General features: G+C 63.5%; 21 protein-coding genes and 1 tRNA gene. 11 read left to right on the top strand and 11 right to left on the bottom strand.

Translation table 11 applies throughout. The annotated features are described in order from the left end of the window. Positions 1 to 113 precede the first annotated feature (113 nt). Positions 114 to 860 (bottom strand): helix-turn-helix transcriptional regulator, encoded by a 747-nt coding sequence (locus FJ428_RS11280; RefSeq protein WP_140492521.1) that lies wholly within the window; start codon positions 858 to 860, stop codon positions 114 to 116. 325 nt (positions 861 to 1,185) lie between these two features. Further along, positions 1,186 to 1,261: transfer RNA gene (locus tag FJ428_RS11275), tRNA-Ala, on the bottom strand. Positions 1,262 to 1,397: 136 nt separating this feature from the next. Between FJ428_RS11275 and FJ428_RS11270 the strand changes: the two genes are divergently transcribed. Both FJ428_RS11270 and FJ428_RS11265 read left to right on the top strand, forming a co-directional pair. Further along, positions 1,398 to 1,688 carry a YggT family protein gene (locus tag FJ428_RS11270; protein ID WP_140492518.1) on the top strand — a complete coding sequence of 97 codons (291 nt, stop codon included), beginning with the start codon at positions 1,398 to 1,400 and terminating at the stop codon, positions 1,686 to 1,688. Between the two features lie 13 nt (positions 1,689 to 1,701). Beyond that, the gene (locus FJ428_RS11265) at positions 1,702 to 2,019 is read left to right on the top strand and encodes a DUF167 family protein (RefSeq protein WP_140492515.1); all 318 of its coding nucleotides are present in this window, start codon (positions 1,702 to 1,704) and stop codon (positions 2,017 to 2,019) included. Positions 2,020 to 2,022: 3 nt separating this feature from the next. On the opposite strand, the gene FJ428_RS11260 is transcribed toward FJ428_RS11265, so the two are convergent. The 3 genes from FJ428_RS11260 to FJ428_RS11250 are packed head-to-tail and all read right to left on the bottom strand — an operon-like array spanning position 2,023 to position 4,769. Next, complete coding sequence (locus FJ428_RS11260) at positions 2,023 to 2,904, bottom strand: MurR/RpiR family transcriptional regulator (RefSeq protein ID WP_140492512.1); 882 nt, start codon at positions 2,902 to 2,904, stop codon at positions 2,023 to 2,025. Between the two features lie 24 nt (positions 2,905 to 2,928). After that, entirely contained in the window at positions 2,929 to 3,996 is a 1,068-nt protein-coding gene (ugpC, locus tag FJ428_RS11255) for a sn-glycerol-3-phosphate ABC transporter ATP-binding protein UgpC (RefSeq protein ID WP_140879450.1), read from the bottom strand. Positions 3,997 to 3,998: 2 nt separating this feature from the next. Further along, on the bottom strand, positions 3,999 to 4,769 hold the full coding sequence (locus FJ428_RS11250) for an SDR family oxidoreductase (protein WP_140492506.1): 771 nt from the start codon (positions 4,767 to 4,769) through the stop codon (positions 3,999 to 4,001). 280 nt (positions 4,770 to 5,049) lie between these two features. Here FJ428_RS11250 and FJ428_RS11245 point away from each other — a divergent pair, with 280 nt between their 5' ends. From FJ428_RS11245 to FJ428_RS11230, 4 genes are all read left to right on the top strand, one after another. Then, a complete protein-coding gene (locus FJ428_RS11245; protein WP_140492503.1) occupies positions 5,050 to 6,282 on the top strand; it encodes a sugar ABC transporter substrate-binding protein in 1,233 nt (410 codons plus the stop codon). A gap of 459 nt (positions 6,283 to 6,741) precedes the next feature. After that, a complete protein-coding gene (locus FJ428_RS11240) occupies positions 6,742 to 7,611 on the top strand; it encodes a sugar ABC transporter permease (protein WP_140628240.1) in 870 nt (289 codons plus the stop codon). After that, positions 7,608 to 8,432 (top strand): carbohydrate ABC transporter permease, encoded by an 825-nt coding sequence (locus FJ428_RS11235; RefSeq protein WP_140492497.1) that lies wholly within the window; start codon positions 7,608 to 7,610, stop codon positions 8,430 to 8,432. Before FJ428_RS11240 ends, FJ428_RS11235 begins: the two co-directional genes overlap by 4 nt. Before the next feature lie 78 nt (positions 8,433 to 8,510). Continuing rightward, positions 8,511 to 10,016, top strand: a complete 1,506-nt coding sequence (locus FJ428_RS11230; protein ID WP_140879449.1) for a M81 family metallopeptidase — start codon at positions 8,511 to 8,513, stop codon at positions 10,014 to 10,016. On the opposite strand, the gene FJ428_RS11225 is transcribed toward FJ428_RS11230, so the two are convergent. The 6 genes from FJ428_RS11225 to FJ428_RS11200 all read right to left on the bottom strand — a co-directional run bounded on the left by FJ428_RS11225 (position 10,017) and on the right by FJ428_RS11200 (position 15,284). Continuing rightward, positions 10,017 to 12,071: a M3 family metallopeptidase gene (locus FJ428_RS11225; RefSeq protein ID WP_140879448.1), complete on the bottom strand. Its 2,055-nt coding sequence runs from the start codon at positions 12,069 to 12,071 to the stop codon at positions 10,017 to 10,019. A gap of 85 nt (positions 12,072 to 12,156) precedes the next feature. Continuing rightward, positions 12,157 to 12,567 carry a nuclear transport factor 2 family protein gene (locus FJ428_RS11220; protein WP_181167280.1) on the bottom strand — a complete coding sequence of 137 codons (411 nt, stop codon included), beginning with the start codon at positions 12,565 to 12,567 and terminating at the stop codon, positions 12,157 to 12,159. A gap of 20 nt (positions 12,568 to 12,587) precedes the next feature. Continuing rightward, positions 12,588 to 13,232, bottom strand: coding sequence for a carbonic anhydrase (locus FJ428_RS11215; RefSeq protein ID WP_140492485.1), 645 nt, complete (start codon positions 13,230 to 13,232; stop codon positions 12,588 to 12,590). A 138-nt stretch (positions 13,233 to 13,370) separates the two neighbouring features. After that, on the bottom strand, positions 13,371 to 14,144 hold the full coding sequence (locus tag FJ428_RS11210) for a DUF429 domain-containing protein (RefSeq protein ID WP_140879446.1): 774 nt from the start codon (positions 14,142 to 14,144) through the stop codon (positions 13,371 to 13,373). After that, a complete protein-coding gene (gene pdxY, locus FJ428_RS11205) occupies positions 14,141 to 15,025 on the bottom strand; it encodes a pyridoxal kinase PdxY (protein ID WP_140524619.1) in 885 nt (294 codons plus the stop codon). The genes FJ428_RS11210 and pdxY overlap by 4 nt, the downstream gene beginning before the upstream one ends. 7 nt (positions 15,026 to 15,032) lie before the next feature. After that, positions 15,033 to 15,284, bottom strand: coding sequence for a hypothetical protein (locus FJ428_RS11200; RefSeq protein WP_140492477.1), 252 nt, complete (start codon positions 15,282 to 15,284; stop codon positions 15,033 to 15,035). A gap of 163 nt (positions 15,285 to 15,447) precedes the next feature. On the opposite strand from FJ428_RS11200, the gene FJ428_RS11195 reads away from it, so the two are divergent. From FJ428_RS11195 to ppa, 5 genes are all read left to right on the top strand, one after another. Further along, on the top strand, positions 15,448 to 16,083 hold the full coding sequence (locus FJ428_RS11195) for a LemA family protein (RefSeq protein ID WP_140514006.1): 636 nt from the start codon (positions 15,448 to 15,450) through the stop codon (positions 16,081 to 16,083). A 51-nt stretch (positions 16,084 to 16,134) separates the two neighbouring features. Next, positions 16,135 to 16,944, top strand: a complete 810-nt coding sequence (locus tag FJ428_RS11190; protein ID WP_181165206.1) for a YgcG family protein — start codon at positions 16,135 to 16,137, stop codon at positions 16,942 to 16,944. An 8-nt stretch (positions 16,945 to 16,952) separates the two neighbouring features. Then, positions 16,953 to 17,591: a TPM domain-containing protein gene (locus tag FJ428_RS11185; protein WP_140492470.1), complete on the top strand. Its 639-nt coding sequence runs from the start codon at positions 16,953 to 16,955 to the stop codon at positions 17,589 to 17,591. Positions 17,592 to 17,707: 116 nt separating this feature from the next. Further along, on the top strand, positions 17,708 to 18,214 hold the full coding sequence (locus tag FJ428_RS11180) for a GNAT family N-acetyltransferase (RefSeq protein WP_140492466.1): 507 nt from the start codon (positions 17,708 to 17,710) through the stop codon (positions 18,212 to 18,214). A gap of 190 nt (positions 18,215 to 18,404) precedes the next feature. Continuing rightward, entirely contained in the window at positions 18,405 to 18,938 is a 534-nt protein-coding gene (gene ppa / locus FJ428_RS11175) for an inorganic diphosphatase (protein WP_140492463.1), read from the top strand. Positions 18,939 to 18,942: the final 4 nt, after the last annotated feature.

The raw sequence follows: 18,942 nt of genomic DNA, 5'->3' as shown, positions 1-18,942 counted from the left end.
CTAAAGTACAAAAAATCGATTTTACTCACATACGGAGTAGATGACTGCCGGCATACGCTATTTCCGGATAGAGTTATTCTTATTTAGCGTAAAAAGGGAAGATTCTGACGCGATCAGTCCAGCCCGTCCCGAGCGAGGCTGACCACGAGGTGGTCGAGGCTCGGGTCGTCGAGCTTGACGACGTGCGCCATGCGGATCGCCTGCCGCGGGCCGATGGATACGTCCTGCCGCATGATGACCGACACGAAGGCCGGCCCGGCTTCCGTTAGAAGCATGGCCTTGCCAATCAGTACCGGTTCCGAGATGGGAGCCCACTGCACCGAGATCAGCGATGGTTCACCGGTCTGGCGGCGATTGACGCCGCTGAAGTAGATCCAGTTCAGGCGCGAGATCGCCACGCCGTAATGATTGCCGCGCGCCCGCGCCCATGTCGTTCCCCGGCGCTCCGACCATCCGGTAACCCTTCGGAACGTCACCAGCTCGGCGTCGCGCCGCACGAAGGTCACCGACCGCATCAACAGGTCGGGGCGGGCCGGGATCGAAAAATAGGTGAAGTAGGTGCCGCCCGCGATCGACGGGGCGGGCGGCCGGATCATTTGGTTGAACAGGCTTTCGGAAATCGGTGGCAGGCCGCGAACCGCAGGTTTCGGCGCGCCCGGTTCCCGGTACAATTCGGCTTCGTCGATGCGGAAATAGTCGCAGATCAGCTTGGCTGTCGCTTTGTTCGGAACAGTCTGTCCCTGAAGGTAGCGTTCGAACTGCGTGCGATTGATGCCCAGTTCCCGGCATACCGCGCTTACCGAGGCATGCTCCTTACAGAGCCGTCTGAGATTTGCAGCGAGATACTCGCGAATTGACACGTTTTGCTTCCGCGGGCGGGTTCTTCATATCGACTTCCAAATCCGTATAGCGCCGTCAGCCGCCCCCACCGAAACGCCTTGCTACAACACACAGAAAAAACTGATTTGGTAATGTCACTCTAATGGGGTGGATTCCAAAAAAAATAGCGCGATTCCATAGCGATCACCGCCATAAGTCCAATTGACAGGCGTTTGCCCCGGAAGGCTCTCGCAATCCTTCATGATGGACGGAAAAGGGCGCCAGTGTCGTGACATTTCGCACCGTAGCCACCGACGTGGCTTCGGCTGTTGCAATGCAGCGAAGAGAAGAAAACGACTATCCCGCTGGTGGAGCTGAGGGGGATCGAACCCCTGACCTCGTCATTGCGAACGACGCGCTCTCCCAGCTGAGCTACAGCCCCGTCCAGCGGATGGCGCATTTATCGGGCACGGCAGTTTTCTGTCAAGGCGACGTTTTGCCGAAATCCTGGCGGCCGAAGCCTGCCCTTGCCGGTTTCGCGCGCAATGGCTACATGTCGGCAACAATTGGAGACCGGCATGCTCGCCCTCATTCAAACAATCGTCATGGCGCTCGACCTCTATTGGTGGGTCATCATCATCTCGGCGATCTTTTCCTGGCTCTATGCCTTCAACGTCGTCAACTCGCGCAACCAGTTTGTCGGCAGCATCGGCAACATGCTCTACCGGCTGACCGAACCGGCGCTCAGGCCGATCCGACGTTTCATGCCGGACCTTGGCGGTATCGACATCTCGCCGATCATCCTGCTGCTGATCCTGTTCTTCCTCAGGCAGTTCCTGCTCACCACCGTGGCACCGCTGGTGCTGTGAACCCGATGCTCGCATGAGTGCCCCGTTCCGCATCCGCGAGAACGGCATCGAATTGTTCGTCCGGCTGACACCGAAGTCTTCCATGGACAGGTTCGAAAGCATAGAGACATCGGCTGATGGGCGAAGCCATTTGAAGGCACGGGTCCGCGCCGTGCCCGAAAACGGCGCCGCCAATCGAGCGCTGGAGAAGCTGGCCGCCAAGACGCTTGGAGTGCCGGCCTCGGCCGTTTCGGTTGTCGTCGGCGGCACGGCACGGCTCAAGACGCTGCGCGTGACGGGTGAACCCCAGGTGCTGATGCAGCGCATCGAGGCGCTCAGTGCTTCGGCCTGAAGTTCAATCGCCCAGCGGCAAACGCGGATCGTCGACCTTCAGCGTGTTCACGCTCTGCTTGATGCGGCGCAAATTCTCCAGCACCTTCGGGCCGCGCGTCTCGGCCACCGACGTGACGATCATGTCGACGATCGCCAGCAGCGCATAGCGCGACGATGTCGGCTTGTAGATGTTGCCGTCCTCGAGCGGCTGCAAATGGATGACGGTGTCGGCGGCCCTGGCCAATGCCGAGTCCGGCGCGGTGACGGCGACCGTTGTGGCGCCATATTGCTGCGCGACCTGCACCGCCTCGATGACCGACCGTGCATAGCCGGAAACCGAGAAGGCGACCAGCGTGGTGTCGGGCGTGGCCACGGCGGCGTACATGCGCTGCAATTGCCCGTCGATCTGCGCCAGCACCGGCAGGCCCAGCCTGAACAGCCGGTTCTGCATCTCGGTCGCCATCATCGAGGAAATGCCGCCGGAGCCGACACACAGCACGTTGCCTGACGTGGCAATGCGCGCGGCGACATCGACCAGCGTCGTCATGTCGAGGTTTTCGCTGGCGCGCTGGATGGCCGATATCGCCGCCTCGGTGATGGCCGATGCGATGCGCTGCTCACGGGCGTCGCGGCTCAGCGGCTCAGGCGACAGATACTGTCCGCCAATGGCGATCGCCTGCGCCAGGTAGAACTTGAAGTCGCGCAGGCCTTCGCAGCCGAGATTGCGGCAGAAGCGGGTCACCGTCGGCTCGCTGACGCCGACGCGCGCGGCGATCTCCGAGATCGCCGCCTTGGAGGCGAAATCGAGATCGGACAGGACCAGGCCCGCCAGCCGACGATCCGACTTGGTGCCGTCCTGCGACATCAGTTGCAACCGGGTGATGATGTCGGCCGGTGTCTTCATGCCGTTGTCTTCACGCTTGTGCTTTCATAGAGGCAGGCCCGTCGCCTTCTCGAAAAGATGGATGTTGCGCGGCTCGACCGAGACCGGCAGGCGGTCGCCCGGCTTCACCTGCATCCGGTCGCGGAAGACGACGCGCACCGTATCGCTGCCGATGGCGCCGTAGACATGGGTTTCGGAGCCCGTCGGCTCGACGACGTCCACCTTGATGGTCATCGCGTCGGCAGCTTCGCCGATGACAAAATGTTCGGGCCGGATGCCGGCCTCCACCGCACCGCCTGTCGGCACCTCTTTGCCGCCAAGCGCAAGCCTTCCGCCGCCGGTCGATTCGAACCAGCTGTTCGTGGCCGTCGTCTTGAGGGACCCGGAAACGAAACTCATCGAGGGCGAGCCGAGAAAGCCGGCAACGAACTTGTTGGCCGGCCGGTCATAGAGCTCCAGTGGCGGCCCGACCTGCTGGATCCGGCCGCGATCCATCACCACGATGCGGTCGGCCATGGTCATGGCCTCGATCTGATCGTGGGTGACGTAGACGACCGTCGATCTCAGTCTCTGGTGCAGCGCTTTGATCTCGGTGCGCATCTGCACCCGCAACTGCGCGTCGAGATTGGACAGAGGTTCGTCGAACAGGAAGACCGAGGGTTCGCGCACGATGGCGCGGCCCATGGCGACGCGCTGGCGCTGGCCGCCCGACAATTGCCGGGGGTAACGGTCGAGATAGGAGAACAGGTTGAGGACGCCGGATGCCTTCTTGACCTTGTCCTCGACCGCGGCGCGGCTCTCGCCGCGGATTTTTGGCCCGAAGCCGATATTGTCGGAGGCCTTGAGATGCGGAAACAGCGCATAGGACTGGAAGACCATGGCGATGTTGCGCTGCTGCGGCGGCAGGTCGTTGGCGCGCACGCCGCCAATGACGAGATCGCCCGAGCTTATCGTTTCCAGTCCGGCCAGCATGCGCAGCAAGGTCGACTTGCCGCAGCCGGACGGGCCGACCAGCACGACAAATTCGCCGCTCTCGATGTCGAGGTCGATATTCTCGAGGATGCTGTGCTGGCCGAAGGATTTCGAAAGGCCGCGGAACTGGACGTCGGTCATGGTCACGCTCCCAATATGTCGTCGATGAACGGCAGGCAGCCGGCGGTCAGGCCGGCATCCACCGGCATCACCACGCCCGTTACGCCGGACGCCCGGTCAGAGGCAAGAAACGCCACGGCTTCCGCCACCTCCGAGGCATTGACGATGCGGCCGAGCGGATAGAGCCGCTGGAGCTTGCCGAGAATATCCGGGTTCTTGGCCAGGCGATGGTCCCAGGCGGCGGTACGGATCGATCCCGGACAGACGACATTGGCGCGAACGCCGCTGCGGCCGAGCTCGACGGCGATCGCCTTGGCATAGGCGTTGATACCGGCCTTGGCGGCGGCATAGGCGGGGTTGCCGAAATGGGCGATGGCGTTGACGGAAGAAATGAAGACGACGCTGCCCGAACCGCGCGCCGCCATCGCCTTGACCAGCGGGTCGGCAAAAGTCATCACGCCGGTCAGGTTGAGGTCGACTTCCTGCCCTATCCTGTCGGTCGTCAATGCGCCGAGCGTCTCCGCGCGCGTCCAGCCGGCATTGTTGATCAGGATGTCGGGCACGCCGTCCTTGTCGAGCACGGCCGCGATGGCTGCCTCGACCGAAACCCGGTCGAGAAGGTTGAAGACATGACGCGAGGCGAGGTGCGGGCTTGCCAGCGCCTCCTCCGATTGATCGCAGCCGATCACCCGCGCGCCTCTTCCGGCCAGCAACGCGACGATCGCCGAGCCGAGGCCACCGCCGGCGCCCGTGACAACGACAGTGCGGCCTTCGAACTCGGCTTTCGAAACCACGGCGCTTGCTCCTCCGGCAGTTCGAGCAATTCCAGGAAAGTGTATACGGTTTTCCGTCCGGAATTGCGTCAAAACAAAGAGTTAGAGTGGTTCTCCGTTTCCTTGAAACGGTGAACTGCTCTAGGCAGATGTCGGCAGGCTAGTGAATGGAATGTAATTAAGCAACACGATAATCTGCTTGCGTGCGGCCAGATCCTCGATAATGTAGGAAAGTCACATAATCCTGCGCCAACATCGGCGTGAGGAGCGCAAAAGCGCGGAACAAAATGGGAGAGATCGGATGAGCATTGCCAAATGGACTGTCGGCTTGATGGCCGGAATGAGCATGCTGGCCTTCGCGGCACAGGCGCAAGCCGGCGAGGTGCGCGTCACCGTCGCCGAATACAGCGCCAAGACCGGCCCCTACTTCGAGGAGGTCAAGAAGGAGTTCGAGGCAAAGAACCCCGGCATCACGGTCAAGTTCGAAGTGGTGCCGTGGGATGTGCTCTTGCAGAAGCTGACCACCGACATCACCGCCGGCACCAATGCGGATCTCTCGATCATCGGCACGCGCTGGCTGATCGACTTCGTGCAGCAGGACGTCGCCGAGCCGCTCGACAGCTATATCACGCCAGACTTCAAGGGCCGCTTCATCGACACGTTCCTGTCGCCTTCGATCATGGACGGCAAGACCTACGGCCTGCCGATCGCCGCTTCGGCGCGCGCCATGTATTACAACAAGGAGCTGTTCGAGAAGGCAGGCATCGCCAAGCCGCCGGCCAATTGGACCGAGCTGCAGGAGGACGCCCGCAAGATCAAGGCGCTGGGGTCCGGCACATTCGGCTTCGGCCTGCAGGGCAAGGAGATCGAGACCGACGTCTACTATTACTATGCGATGTGGTCATACGGCACCGAGATCCTCAACAAGGACGGCACATCGGGCTTGAGCACGCCTGGCGCGCTCGAAGCCGCCAAGCTCTACAAGTCGATGATCGACGAGGGCCTGACGGAGCCCGGCGTCACCTCCAACAACCGTGAGGACGTTCAGAACCTGTTCAAGCAGGGCAAGGTCGGCATGATGATCACCGCACCCTTCCTGTCCAACCAGATCAAGGAAGAGGCGCCGAGCCTGAAATACGGCGTGGCGGCTATACCCGCCGGCCCGACGGGCGCGCGCGGCACCTATGGCGTCACCGATTCCATCATCATGTTCAAGAACTCCAAGAACAAGGACGAGGCCTGGAAACTGCTCGACTTCCTGTTCACCACGGAACAGCGCGCCAAGTTCACGCAAGGCGAAGGCTTCCTGCCGGTGAACAAGGAAGAGGCCAAGATGGACTACTACGTCAACAATGCCGACCTCGCCGCCTTCACCGCGCTTCTGCCCGATGCCCGCTTCGCGCCGGTCATCCCGGGCTGGGAAGAGATCGCCCAGATCACGTCGGACGCGATCCAGAAGATATACCTCGGCGGCGACCCGGAGGCGGGTTTGAAGGATGCGGCGGCGAAGGCCAACGCCGTGCTGAAGAAATAGGGCGTATCTCCCTGCGCCCGTGGCGCGCCCCACTCAGGCGGGGCGCGCCACATCTTGCAGACTCGAGCAGAAAGATAGTTCATCGATATCAGCGCCGCCCCAGCCAGGCTCCTTTCCTCTCCCTCCGGAGGGGGGAGAGGTGGCTCGGCGAAGCCGAGACGGAGTGGGGGAACCACCTGGCAAAGCCGCGACGGACATAGGAAGCGCAAGCATCGCCTCGCCTTGCGCCCAAGAGTCGACCCCCACTCCGTCGAGCTTCGCTCGACGCCTCTCCCCGGTCGACGGGGGAGAGGAAGGGCCCCCTTCCGCAACTGCTGCGGAGGACGGGCAGGCAGGGGGCGCAGCCACGCTTGCAAGGAGTCCTGAAGCTGTGCCCCTGAAAAGAACGAGGCGGGATTAAGTCAATCTGTTAGGCCAGCGCAATCCAATCTCCACCCGCAACACGGTACAAACCAGCCGATGCAAAATCGTTTCCTGCCTTATCTGCTGACCTTGCCCAGCCTGTTCCTGGCGGCAATCGTGATCTTCTGGCCGGTCTGGGACCTGATCCAGATCGCAACTCATGACGTCAACCGTTTCGGCCAGCTGCGCGAATTCAGCGGTCTTGCCAATTTCGCCGCCCTCACCGCCGATCCCGATTTCGTCGCCGCACTGTGGCGCACGGGGATATGGACCGTGCTGGTGGTTGGCGGCGCGCTGCTTCTGTCGATCCCGGTCGCGATCATCCTCAACACCGATTTTTATGGCCGCGGCCTTGCCCGCGTCATCATCATGCTGCCCTGGGCGGTGTCGCTGACCATGACGGCGGTGGTCTGGCGCTGGGCGCTGAGCGGTGAAAGCGGCATGCTGAATTCGGCGCTGCTCGGGCTCGGCCTTATCGATCACAACATCCAGTGGCTGGCGCAGGCCGAGACGGCGTTCCCGATGCAGGTGCTGATCGGCATATTGGTGACGGTGCCGTTCACCACGACGATCTTCCTCGGCGGCCTGTCTTCGATTCCCGACGATCTCTACGAGGCCGCCGCGCTCGAAGGAGCGACGCCGGCCCAGCAGTTTCGCGAAATCACCTTTCCGCTCCTGAAGCCGTTCATCAACATCGCCATCGTGCTCAACACCATCTACGTCTTCAATTCCTTCCCGATCATCTGGGTGATGACGCAGGGCGGGCCGGCCAATTCGACCGACATCCTGGTCACTCACCTCTACAAGCTTGCCTTCCGCATCGGCAAACTGGGGGAGGCTTCCGCCGTGTCGCTGGTGATGTTCGCCATATTGCTGGTCTTCACCATGATCTATGTGCGCCTCGCCATGCGGGAGCAGCGCGCATGAGGAGCAAGCTGAAGCGTACCGTCATCGCCTGGCTGCTGCTGGCGCCTTTGATCGTGGTGACGATCTTTCCCTTCGCGGTGATGTTCCTGACCGCGGTCAAGCCGCGGCAGGAGGTGCTGTCGCCGACATGGTGGCCGAGCGAATTCCGCTGGTCGAATTTTGCAGACATGTGGGTGGCGACCGGCTTCGGTCGGGCGCTCGCCAATTCGCTCTATGTCTCGGTGATCGCCACCGTCGGCGCCATCCTGATCTCCGTGCCGGCGGCCTATGCCATGTCGCGCTTTCGTTTTGCCGGCTACAGCGCCTTCCGCCAGTTCCTGCTGATCTCGCAGATGATCTCGCCGATCGTGCTGGTGCTCGGCCTGTTCCGGTTGATGGCCGCCTGGGGACTGGTCGAATCGACGACCGCGCTGGGCTTCATCTACATGGCCTTCAACGTCGCCTTCACCGTGTGGATGCTGCAGAGCTATTTCGACACCATCCCGCGCGATCTCGAGGAGGCGGCCTGGATGGAAGGCGCCGGCCGCTGGCTGACGCTGCGCAAAGTGTTTCTGCCGCTCTGCCTGCCGGCCATTGCCGTCACCGCCATCTTCACCTTCATCAACGCCTGGAACGAATTCGTCGTGGCGCTCACGATGCTGCGCAGCCAGGAGAGCTATACGCTGCCGATCCAGGTGTTCTCGCTGGTCGCCGGGCGCTACACCATCGAATGGCATCACGTCATGGCCGCCACGCTGCTGGCGACGTTGCCAGTGGCGATCCTGTTCATCTGGCTGCAGCGCTACCTCGTGCGGGGGCTGGCGCTCGGGGCCGTCAAATAGCAATTCCATTGAAAAAGTGTGTGGCGGTTTTCCGTCCGGAATTGCGAGAACGAAGAGTAACCTGTCCACGGAGCTTTCATGCGCATCTTCACCGCCTCGCTGGCGACGGAAACCAACACCTTTTCGCCGGTGCCGACCGACAGGGCATCGTTCGAGATGGCCTTCTATGCCGGGCCGGGCAAGCATCCGGAGACGCCGACGCTGTGCTCCTCGCCGATCGTCGCCCTGCGCCGGCGCGCGGCCGGCGAGGGGCTCGACGTCATCGAGGGCACCGCCACCTGGGCCGAACCCGGCGGCCTGATGCAGCGGCAGACATACGAGGAGCTGCGCGACGAGATCCTCGCCCAGCTCACGGCGGCACTGCCGGTCGAAGCGGTTATCCTCGGACTGCACGGCGCAATGGTGGCGCAGGGCTATGACGATTGCGAAGGCGACCTTCTCGAACGCGTGCGCGGGATCGTCGGCCCGAAGGTGGTGATCGCCTGCGAGTTCGACCCGCACAGCCACCTGACGCCGAAGCGCGTGGCAGCGTGCGACGTCATGGCTTATTTCCTAGAATTCCCGCACACCGATTTCTACGAACGCGGCGAACATGTCGTCGAGCTTGGCCTCGCCGCGGCGCGTGGCGAGATCAAGCCCGTCATCTCGACCTTCGACTGCCGCATGATCCAGGTGCTGCCGACCAGCCGCGAACCGATGCGCTCCTTCGTCGACCGTATCAAGGCGCTGCACGGCAGGGACGGCGTGCTGTCGGTCTCGGTCATCCATGGCTTCATGGCGGCGGATGTGCCCGAAATGGGCACGCGTATCCTCGTCGTCACCGACAATGACAAGGCCAACGGCGACGCGCTGGCCGAAACGCTGGGACGCGAGCTCTACGCGATGCGCGAAAAGACGGCGATGACGATGCTGAGCGCCGGCGATGGCATCGATCGGGCGCTGGCGGTGCACGCTGAAAAGCGCGGCAGGCCGGTGGTCATCGCCGACATCTGGGACAATCCGGGCGGCGGCGTGCCGGGTGACGGCACCATCGTGCTGCGGGAGCTTTTGGCCCGCGGCATCGACAATGTCGGCGTGGCGACGATCTGGGATCCGGTCGCCGTGACCTTCTGCCGGGCCGCGGGCGAGGGCGCCGTCATCGACCTGCGTTTCGGCGGCAAGGCCGGTCCCCAGGCCGGCGAGCCGATCGACGCCCGCGTCATGGTGCTGAAAGTTCTCGCCGAAGGTTGGCAGAGCTTCGGGCCGAGCCGGGTGACGCTCGGGCCCGCCGCGTTGATCCGCATCGAGGGCACCGAGGTCGACATCATCCTCAACACCAACCGCACGCAGACCTTCGAGCCGGACATTTTTTCCAACATCGGCGTCGATCCGCTGGCCAAGGACATGCTGCTGATCAAATCGACCAACCATTTCTACGCCGGCTTCGAACCGATCGCCGCCGAGATCATCTATCTCTCGGCGCCGAGCGCGTATCCCAGCAATCCGGCGGTGACGGATTACAGGAAACTGAAGCGGGCGATCTGGCCAAGGGTGGCGGATCCCTGGAAGCAGCCGATCTCCCCCACAAGGGGGGAAATTGGCTGATCACACCAGCCCCCGCTTCACCATCATGGCTTCCGGCGACGGCATCTTGCCGCGAAACGCGGTGTAGAGTTCTTCCGGATCCTTCGAGCCACCGGCGGCATAGATGTTCTTTCTCAGCCGCTCGGCCAGCGCGGGGTTGAAAGGGTCGCCGGTTTCCTCGAAAGCGGCGAAGGCGTCGGCGTCGAGCACTTCGGACCACATGTAGGAATAGTAGCCGGCCGAATAGCCCTCGCCGGCAAAGACATGGCCGAAATGCGGCGTGCGGTGGCGCATGGCGATGGTGTCGGGCATGTCGAGTTTTTCGAGCGTTTCGGCCTCGAAACGAAGTGGCTCCTCAGGCGCGTCGGGCCTTGCATGGAAGGCCATGTCGATCAGCGCCGAGGCGGTGAATTCCACCGTAGCAAAGCCAGCACCGAAAGTGCGTGCCGCCAGCATCTTGTCGAGCAGAGCCTTCGGCATCGGCTTGCCGGTCTTGACATGCAAAGCGTGCTTTTCCAGCACCGCCGGCACGGTCAGCCAGTGTTCGTAGAGCTGCGAGGGCAGTTCGACGAAATCGCGGCTGACGGAAGTGCCCGACACCGAAGGCCAGGTGACGTCGGTCAGCATGCCGTGCAGGGCATGGCCGAATTCATGGAACAAGGTCTTCGCCTCGTCCACCGACAGCAGCGCCGGCTCGCCCACGGGCGGCTTGGCGAAATTCATGATGTTGTAGATGATCGGGCTCGCGCCGGGGCCCAGGCGGTAGCCTGATTTCAGCGCGCTCATCCAGGCCCCGGAGCGTTTCGACGGCCGGGCGAAATAGTCGGCCAGGAACAGGCCGCGCTCGCTGCCGTCGGCATTCTTCACCACGAACACGCGTGCGTCCGGGTGCCAGGCGGCAATGCCCTTCTTCTCTTCGAAGGTGATGCCGAACAGTCTTGTCGCGACGTCGAAGCAGGCGTCGATGATCCGGTCGAGCTGGAGATAGGGCTTCAATTCCGCCTCGTCGAAGGCGAATTTCTCGGCGCGCAGCTTCTCCTGGTAGAACCGCCAGTCCCAGGCTGCGAATTTTTCGTTGCTGCCGGCTTCCGCCGCCAGCCGTTCCAACTCCTTCTGGTCGGCGGCGGCCTTTTCCAGCGCCTTTTCCCAGACGGGATCGAGCAGGTCGTGCACCGCCTTGGGCGTCTTGGCCATGGTGTCGTCGAGCTTCAGCGCCGCGAAGGAGCCGTAGCCGAGGAGCTTCGCCTTCTCGGCGCGCAGCTTCAGCATGTCGCGCACCACGGCCGTATTGTCGGTCGCGCCGCCATTCTGGCCGCGCATAGTGAAGGCGCGGAAGGCGATCTCTCGCAAGTCGCGGCGCTCCGAGAAGGTCGAGAACGGCTCGTAGATCGAGCGCGACAAGGTGACGGCGTAGCGGCCTTTCTGGCCGCGCGTCTCGGCGGCTTCGGCCATCGAGCTCTTCACGAAATCCGGCAGGCCGGCCAGGTCGGCCTCGTCCAGGAACAGCGCCCAGTCGCGTTCGTCGGCAAGCACGTTCTGGCCGAAGCTGGTGCCGAGCGACGACAGCTCCTCGTTGATCCCTGCCAGCCGCTTCTTGCCATCCGCATCGAGTTTCGCGCCCGAGCGGACAAAACCCTTCCAGGTCTTTTCCAGCACCCGCAACGTCTCGGCATCGAGCTTGAGCGTCTCGCGGCGCCGGTAAAGGTCGTCGATGCGGGCAAAGAGCCTTTCATTCATCGAGATCGCCGAGAAATGCCTCGACATCCTTGGCGAGATGTCGCGCTCCAGCGCCTGGATGTCCTCGTTGGTGTGGGCCCCGGCACGGCACCAGAAGATCGACGAGACATGGTCGAGCGCTTCGCCGGCGAGCTCCAGGGCTTGAAGCGTGTTCTCGATGGTCGGCGTATCCTCGTTCGCGGCAATGGCCTCGATCTCGGCCTCATGCGCCTTCAGCGCCGCGTCGAAGACGGGTGCGAACTCGTCGTCGCCAAATCGGGCGAAATCGGGCAGGCCGAGTGGCCCTTGCCACGTGGTCAGCGGATGGGCGGCGAGGTCGACGGCTTTCGTGGCGGGCATGGATTGTCTTTCGGGCTGGCAGGTCGGGAGGGGCTGAAATCACCGATGTAGGGCGCTCGTCCGGCGCGCGCAACAGCGCTGCCGGTCAGTAGGCTTCGCAGCTTTCCGCAAGCGCTTTCTGCGTGCTGGCCGTGATGCGGTCGCCCGCTATGGCGAAGGTCTCATGCATCAGCATGTCGTTGTCGGGGAAGTCGTAGCAGGCGATCACCGTGGTGACGCCGCCTTCGTTCTTCTCGATCCGGTGTCGGATCGCGGCACCAGCAACCGCACCTTTCCATTCGTCGAGCGAGGCGATGAACTCCTGCTTTCCCTGCACGATGCCGAGGTCGTCGAGTTCGATGCGCGCATTGTCGGCGAGCAGGTCGGAAAGTTCGGTGCGGTCGGCGACCAGCAGGGCCGAATACCAGCGGCTGATGATGGCGCCGTCATCGGCACGGGCGGCCATGATCGCCATCAGCAGTGCGGCGGCGGTGAACATGACCGGCCGGATGTTCATTGCCTGGCGTGCCGTTTCGATCACTCCAGCACCGGGCGCTCGAAATCGCCGGTTTCCTTGTTCATCACCCAGAGCTCGCCGGTCGAAATGTCGAACCAGGCACCGTGCAGCGACAGCCGCCCCTTGCCCTCAAGGATCGAGACGCAGGGAAAGGTCCTGAGATTGGCGAGGGAATAGCGGATCGAGATGCGCTCCAGCGCCGTCTGGCGCTCCGTCGCAGTCATGAAGGTGCTGGCCGACACGGTCTCGGCGGCCGGCGCGATCAGGCTCATCCATTTGCCGATGAAATCGCCCGGCGACAGTGGCGCGGAATTGGCGTCGAGCGCGGCACGGATACCGCCGCAGCGGCCATGGCCCATGACAACGATGTTCTTGACCTTGAGGCTCTGCACCGCGAATTCGAGCGCGGCCGAGGTCGAGTGGAACTCGCCGTCCGGCTCGTAAGGCGGCACCAGATTGCCGACATTGCGCAGCACGAAGAGTTCGCCGGGCCCTGCGTCGAAGATCGCCTCGGGAGCCGAGCGGGAATCGCAGCACGCGACGATCATGGTTTCCGGCGCTTGCCCCTCCCGGGCGAGCTCGCGATAGCGGCCGCTCTCGGTGAGATAGCGACCGTTCATGAAATTGCGGTAGCCGGCAAGAAGGTGGTCGGGAAGGTGAGGCATGGGCGGCTTTCCGGGTTGGAGGCGGCAGCTCGTTGCGGTCGAGAAAACGCTCTAGCGGTAAAAGCCCGTCGCGAGCAATGCAGAATTGTGGGGTTGGTGAGAAATGCCCTGCGTCAGGCGCAAAGCTGGGCAATGTTGTCACGCCGCCCAGATGGCGACCGGTATGCCAAAGCCGTCGGTAAGTGGCGGGTCGGGAAACGGCCGTGCCGTGCAGGCGGCGATGCGGCCGGCGATCAGCATCATCGCCGCCGCATCGAGGAAATCGTCGGCGGCCGCACCGCGCGGCGGCGCCTGATCGAGGAAGTCTATGGCATAGCCGTGCCGGCTAAGCAGCGCCTTGCGTTCCGCCATGCCGGCCGGATTGATGCTGCCCTTGACCTTCTTCGGCAGCAGCATGGCCTGCCCGCCGTTGAGCCGACAGAAAGCCACTTCCGGATGCGATTCGAAGACGCGGCCACGCAGTTCGGGCCGCGAGATCAGCAACGTATCGATCTCGCGTATTTTGCCAAAGATGCCGAATGCCTGGATCGAAACGCCGCGCGGCGGATCGGATGTCGTCCTGGCCACGTCGCTCGCCCGGCGGTGCGCGGCGTACCAGGCTTCGATCGAAGTGAACTCGGCGGTATCGGCGTAGAGTGCCGCACGAGACGGGATCGAGAAGACGCTGGATTGGCGCGGCCCGAGCAGCCGCCTGACCTGCGCCTCCGGCCCGCGCCCGCCCTTGCTCGAAAATTCAGGCAGGCCGATCGGCATGTCGACGGCGACGATCGCGTCGTCGGGAACCGCAGCGAGCAGCATGGCGAAGCTGGCGAAAATTTCGACGGAGGGCAATGAGCCGGGTGCACGTCGAACGACGATCCAGCCGGCCTTGCAGCCGTCGACGCCGGCAACAACGACTTCGGCCGATGTCACGCGCGGCGGTCCCGCCCCGGATGCGTGAGACGGCGAAGCTGCACCATCGCCATCGGGTGCGACAGGCTCTGCGCATCGGTTTCGAGCTGCAATTCGTCGCCGCCGCGTTTGGCCGTGCGCGCCAGGATCTCGTAGACCGCCGCCGTCGTCGATTGCAGCGCCTTGATCGCCGGCTGGCCGGAGAGGATGCGCGCCAGGTAGACCGCCGCTGTCAGGTCGCCCAAACCGTTCGGCGGCTTGTCGATGACGCGGTGCTCGGCGAGCAGCGCCTGGCTGCCGTCGAGCAGAAGATTCCCGGTGCCGCCTGAAATCATCGACGGCGCCGAGGTGACCAGCATGGTTGAAGGCCCCGCATGGAGCGCCGCGGCCATCACCGACTTCAGGTCGGGCAACGGCACGCCGGCCATCCATTCCAGCTCATAGCGGTTAGGGGTAGCAATGTCGGCGATCGGCATCAGCCGGTCGCGCATGGCGATCGCCGTCGGCTCCGGCACATAGAGCCCGCCCGAATCGCCCATTACCGGATCGCAGATATAGACGGCGTCGGGCGTCCTCGCCTTGACCGCGGCGACCAGCGAGGCGACGGCTTCGGCCTGGCCGGCCTCGCCGAGATAGCCCGACAGCACCGCCCCGACCTCGCCCAGCCACGGCGCGCGCTCCAGATCGGCCATCAATGCCTTGAACTGATCGAGCGGCGGCACGATGCGGGTCGCGCGCCCATGGCCGGGATGCCAGGGCAGGATGATTGTCGGCACCGCCCATACCGGGAAACCCAGCGATTCCAGCGCAAAGACGGCGGCGCGATTGCCGACCGAGCCGCGTGCGACATGGCTGGAAATGACGATGACCGCGCGCGGCGCGTCGGCTTGCTCGGTGCTCATTGGAATCCTAACTGCCCCGGGTGAGGAAAAGCACGAGCCAGACCATCAGGCCCAGCGCCAGCAGCAGCCCAATTATCCGGCCAATGCGCGTGCCCCAGACTTCGATCGGATCCGCGCGGTCGGCATCGGCCGCCGCGACGTGGTCGCGAACGGCCTTCGCGGTCCGCGCCGCGAGCGAAGTGGCGGCCGGATCGGTTTCGCGCGCGACGCGCTCGAGGATGCGGCGCGATTCGGTGTCGCTGTCCTGGCGCTGCACCATGATGCTGTCCTGTTTCGTGGCGACCTTACCGCGTTCGCTCCGTCAATTACAGCGCCTTGCGACCGACCGTAAACCCCATCGGTAACCGTCTGCGCCGAGGTCGTTTTCTTGCGCGCCGATTGTGGTAATGCTTCGCATGCAACTTCTACCGAGGGGACCGATCATGTTTGCCCAGCGCCTTGCTTTCCCGACATTCCGCACGCTGCCCGCCTTGCTGGTGATGGCCGTCATGCTGCCGCTGCTTGCCGGCTGCGGCTACAACACCATCCCGACGGCGGAGGAGAACGCCAAGGCGGCGTGGAGTGAGGTGCTGAACCAGTATCAACGCCGCGCCGACCTCATCCCCAACCTGGTCGAGACGGTCAAGGGCTACGCCTCGCACGAAAAGGACACGCTTGACGCGGTGGTCGAGGCGCGCGCCAAGGCGACGCAGGTCACGGTAACGCCAGAAACGTTGAAGGATCCCGAAGCCCTCAAGAGGTTCCAGGATGCCCAGGCAGGGCTGACCAGCGCGCTGTCGCGGCTGCTTGCTGTGTCGGAGGCATACCCGGACCTGAAGGCCAACCAGAACTTCCTGGCGCTGCAGGCGCAGCTCGAAGGTACCGAGAACCGCATCGCGGTGGCGCGGCGTGACTACATCCAGGCGGTCAGGGACTACAATCTGACGCTGCGGACCTTCCCCTCGGTGCTGTGGGCGACGTTCTGGTTCCGCGGCAACGAGCCCTTCGCCAATTTCACGGTCGAGGAGGACAAATTGCAGACGCCGAAGGTCGATTTCGGCACGAAACAGGGCGGATGATTGCCGGATTCCGACGTGGTGATCCTGCTCGCCAATGAGGGACGACGCGCCATGTATCGCGTCGCTGTCCTGCTCCTCGTTCTCGTGGTGCCATTTGCGGCCCTCGCCGCCGAGCTCCCGGCGCTGACCGGCCGTGTCGTCGACAATGCAGGCATCATCGATGCGGCGACCAGGGCGGCACTGACGCAGAAGCTTGCCGATTTCGAGACGAAGGGCTCCGATCAGATCGTCGTCGCCACCATTCCCAGTCTCGGCGGCGAGGAGATCGAGCCCTATGCCAACCGGCTGTACCGGTTCTGGAAACTCGGCCAGGCGAAGGAGAACAACGGCGTGCTGCTTCTGGTCGCGCCGAACGACCGCAAGATGCGCATCGAGGTCGGCTACGGGCTGGAAGGCACGCTGACCGACCTGCACACCAAGCTGATCATCGAAAACGACATGGTGCCGGCCTTCCGTGCCGGCGATTTCTCCGGCGGCATCACCAAGGCCGTCGACGACATGATCATGGTGCTCAACGGCAATCCCGAGGAGCTGGAAGCACGCGGCAAGCGCAACCAGCAGGCGCCGTTCAATTCCGACGATTTGTTCTTCGCCATCTTCATCGGCATCTGGGCGCTCATCTTCTTCGGCAGCATAGCGGCCTCGGTGTTGCCGCCGATCTTCGGCCAGAAGATCGGTCCCGGCCGTTACCGCTGGCTCGGCATGACGTTCGAGCCGAGCCGGCGATCGTCGGGTGGCGGCTGGTCGTCAGGTGGCGGCGGCTGGTCGGGCGGCGGCGGCTGGTCCTCGGGCGGTAGCGGCGGTGGTTTCTCCGGCGGTGGGGGCTCTTCCGGCGGCGGCGGCTCTTCGGGAAGCTGGTGAGAGGGATCATGGCGATACGACCGATCAGCCCGCAGGACCATGAGCGCATCGCCGGGGCGATCCGCGCCGCCGAATCAAGGACCGACGGCGAAATCTACTGCGTGGTGGCGCATGCCAGCGGCAACTACTTCTTTCCGGCTGCCTTCGTGGCGGCTCTCGCCACGCTGCTGGTCAGCCTCGCCGTCGCCTATGGGCTCGAGGCCTGGTGGCTAACCATCCGTCTGCCGCACTTCGTCATTGCCCAGCTTCTGGCGCTGGCCTGCTTTCTTTTGCTGTTATGGGCCTTTCCGGGGCTGCGCATCCATATGGTGCCGAGACGGCTGCGCTATCAGACCGCGCATGACAACGCACTGAAGCAGTTCCTGGCCCGCAACGTCCACCGCACCACCGCGCGTACCGGAGCGCTGGTGTTCGTGTCGGTCACCGAGCGCTACGCCGAGGTGGTCGCCGATTCAGGCATCGACGCCAAGGTCGGCCAGCATGTCTGGGACGATGTGGTGCGCGAGCTTACCGCACATGCCGGCGACGACCGGCTTGCCGACGGCTTCGTCAAGGCGATCCAATCGGTTGGAGCGGTGCTCGCCGAGCACTTCCCGGTGACGTCGGGCGACACCAACGAACTCGACGATCATCTGGTCGAGATTTGAGCTCCACCGACAGCCTCGAACGCGCATCGCGCAGGCGATGACGGCCTGTGAGAAAGCGTCCTCCGGACTGCCCGGACTCTTGCATTCGAGCGATGCGGGTTTATGGTTAACAAATCATGAATACGCTGAGCATCGATATCCGCAAAGCCGAATCGCGCGACGCCGCGGCGATCGCCGACGTGCATTTGCAGGCTTGGCGCGGCGCCTATAGCGGCATCATCCCGCACCGCACCCTGACATCGATGATCAACCGTCGCGGCGCCGACTGGTGGGCCAATGCCATCCGCCGCGCCGCCACCGTCCTGGTGATCGAGATTGGCGGCACGGTTGCCGGCTACGCCACGATCGGCAAGAACCGGGCCCGCGAACTCAAGCAGCAGGGCGAGATCTATGAATTGTACCTTCGGCCGGAATATCAGGGCATCGGGCTCGGCAGCCGGCTTTTCAAGGCGGCACGGGCGCGGCTTGCCGACCACGGATTGAAGGGCACGGTGGTGTGGGCGCTGGAAGACAATCAGAACGCGCTCGCCTTCTATTCCGGCGCCGGCGGCCGCGATATCGCCGAAGGCGTCGAGATATTCGAGCAGAAGGCGCTGAAGAAGGTTGCTTTCGTCTGGGAATGACCGGCGAGGAACGATCGCGTAAGCGGCGCGAAGCGCAACCTACGCAATCACGACACTGAAACATCTTCTGCTAATGATTGAACGCATTGAATGCCATTGCGTCTTGCTGGGCGTTCTTGAGCACCATTCGCCGCATTGCACCATTTTGCGCCGCCCGCTATCGGTCTGCCAATCGAGAGAGGGATAAGTCATGCGTATTGAAGCCATCGCCACCGGAAAAAATCCGCCCGAGGACGTCAACGTCATCATCGAGGTGCCGATCGGCGGCGAGCCGATCAAATACGAGATGGACAAGGAGGCCGGCACGCTGTTCGTCGACCGTTTCCTGCACACCTCGATGCGCTATCCCGGCAATTACGGCTTCGTTCCGCACACGCTGTCTGGCGACGGCGATCCGATCGACGTGCTGGTCTGCAACACGCGCGCGCTGGTGCCCGGCTGCGTCATCAATGTGCGGCCGATCGGCGTGCTGATCATGGAGGACAATGCCGGCCAGGACGAGAAGGTCATCGCCGTGCCGTCGCCGAAGCTGACGCTGCGTTACGAGAACGTCACCGAATACACGCAGCTGCCCGAGATCACCCGCGATCAGGTGCAGCACTTCTTCGAGCACTACAAGGATCTCGAACCCGGCAAATGGGTCAAGATCGAGGGCTGGCACGATTCCAAATACGCCAAGAAGATGATCGTCGACGCGATCGAGCGGGCCAAGGCAAGCAAGTAAGAAG

The organism is Mesorhizobium sp. B2-8-1 (assembly GCF_006440955.1).
Classification (GTDB): domain Bacteria; phylum Pseudomonadota; class Alphaproteobacteria; order Rhizobiales; family Rhizobiaceae; genus Mesorhizobium.
This window is presented reverse-complemented; position numbering and strand designations above follow the sequence as displayed.

What these genes read in the sequence shown, in the direction of transcription:
- ugpC (WP_140879450.1), bottom strand. Translation starts at nt 3,996, where the DNA reads ATGACCGACGTCCAGTTCCGCGGCCTTTCGAAATCCTTCGGCCAGCAC.
- FJ428_RS11180 (WP_140492466.1), top strand. Translation starts at nt 17,708, where the DNA reads ATGAATACGCTGAGCATCGATATCCGCAAAGCCGAATCGCGCGACGCC.
- FJ428_RS11230 (WP_140879449.1), top strand. Translation starts at nt 8,511, where the DNA reads ATGCGCATCTTCACCGCCTCGCTGGCGACGGAAACCAACACCTTTTCG.
- FJ428_RS11215 (WP_140492485.1), bottom strand. Translation starts at nt 13,232, where the DNA reads ATGCCTCACCTTCCCGACCACCTTCTTGCCGGCTACCGCAATTTCATG.
- FJ428_RS11235 (WP_140492497.1), top strand. Translation starts at nt 7,608, where the DNA reads ATGAGGAGCAAGCTGAAGCGTACCGTCATCGCCTGGCTGCTGCTGGCG.
- FJ428_RS11270 (WP_140492518.1), top strand. Translation starts at nt 1,398, where the DNA reads ATGCTCGCCCTCATTCAAACAATCGTCATGGCGCTCGACCTCTATTGG.
- FJ428_RS11265 (WP_140492515.1), top strand. Translation starts at nt 1,702, where the DNA reads ATGAGTGCCCCGTTCCGCATCCGCGAGAACGGCATCGAATTGTTCGTC.
- FJ428_RS11240 (WP_140628240.1), top strand. Translation starts at nt 6,742, where the DNA reads ATGCAAAATCGTTTCCTGCCTTATCTGCTGACCTTGCCCAGCCTGTTC.
- pdxY (WP_140524619.1), bottom strand. Translation starts at nt 15,025, where the DNA reads ATGAGCACCGAGCAAGCCGACGCGCCGCGCGCGGTCATCGTCATTTCC.
- FJ428_RS11220 (WP_181167280.1), bottom strand. Translation starts at nt 12,567, where the DNA reads ATGAACATCCGGCCGGTCATGTTCACCGCCGCCGCACTGCTGATGGCG.
- FJ428_RS11185 (WP_140492470.1), top strand. Translation starts at nt 16,953, where the DNA reads ATGGCGATACGACCGATCAGCCCGCAGGACCATGAGCGCATCGCCGGG.
- FJ428_RS11225 (WP_140879448.1), bottom strand. Translation starts at nt 12,071, where the DNA reads ATGCCCGCCACGAAAGCCGTCGACCTCGCCGCCCATCCGCTGACCACG.
- FJ428_RS11200 (WP_140492477.1), bottom strand. Translation starts at nt 15,284, where the DNA reads ATGGTGCAGCGCCAGGACAGCGACACCGAATCGCGCCGCATCCTCGAG.
- FJ428_RS11190 (WP_181165206.1), top strand. Translation starts at nt 16,135, where the DNA reads ATGTATCGCGTCGCTGTCCTGCTCCTCGTTCTCGTGGTGCCATTTGCG.
- FJ428_RS11195 (WP_140514006.1), top strand. Translation starts at nt 15,448, where the DNA reads ATGTTTGCCCAGCGCCTTGCTTTCCCGACATTCCGCACGCTGCCCGCC.
- FJ428_RS11245 (WP_140492503.1), top strand. Translation starts at nt 5,050, where the DNA reads ATGAGCATTGCCAAATGGACTGTCGGCTTGATGGCCGGAATGAGCATG.
- FJ428_RS11260 (WP_140492512.1), bottom strand. Translation starts at nt 2,904, where the DNA reads ATGAAGACACCGGCCGACATCATCACCCGGTTGCAACTGATGTCGCAG.
- ppa (WP_140492463.1), top strand. Translation starts at nt 18,405, where the DNA reads ATGCGTATTGAAGCCATCGCCACCGGAAAAAATCCGCCCGAGGACGTC.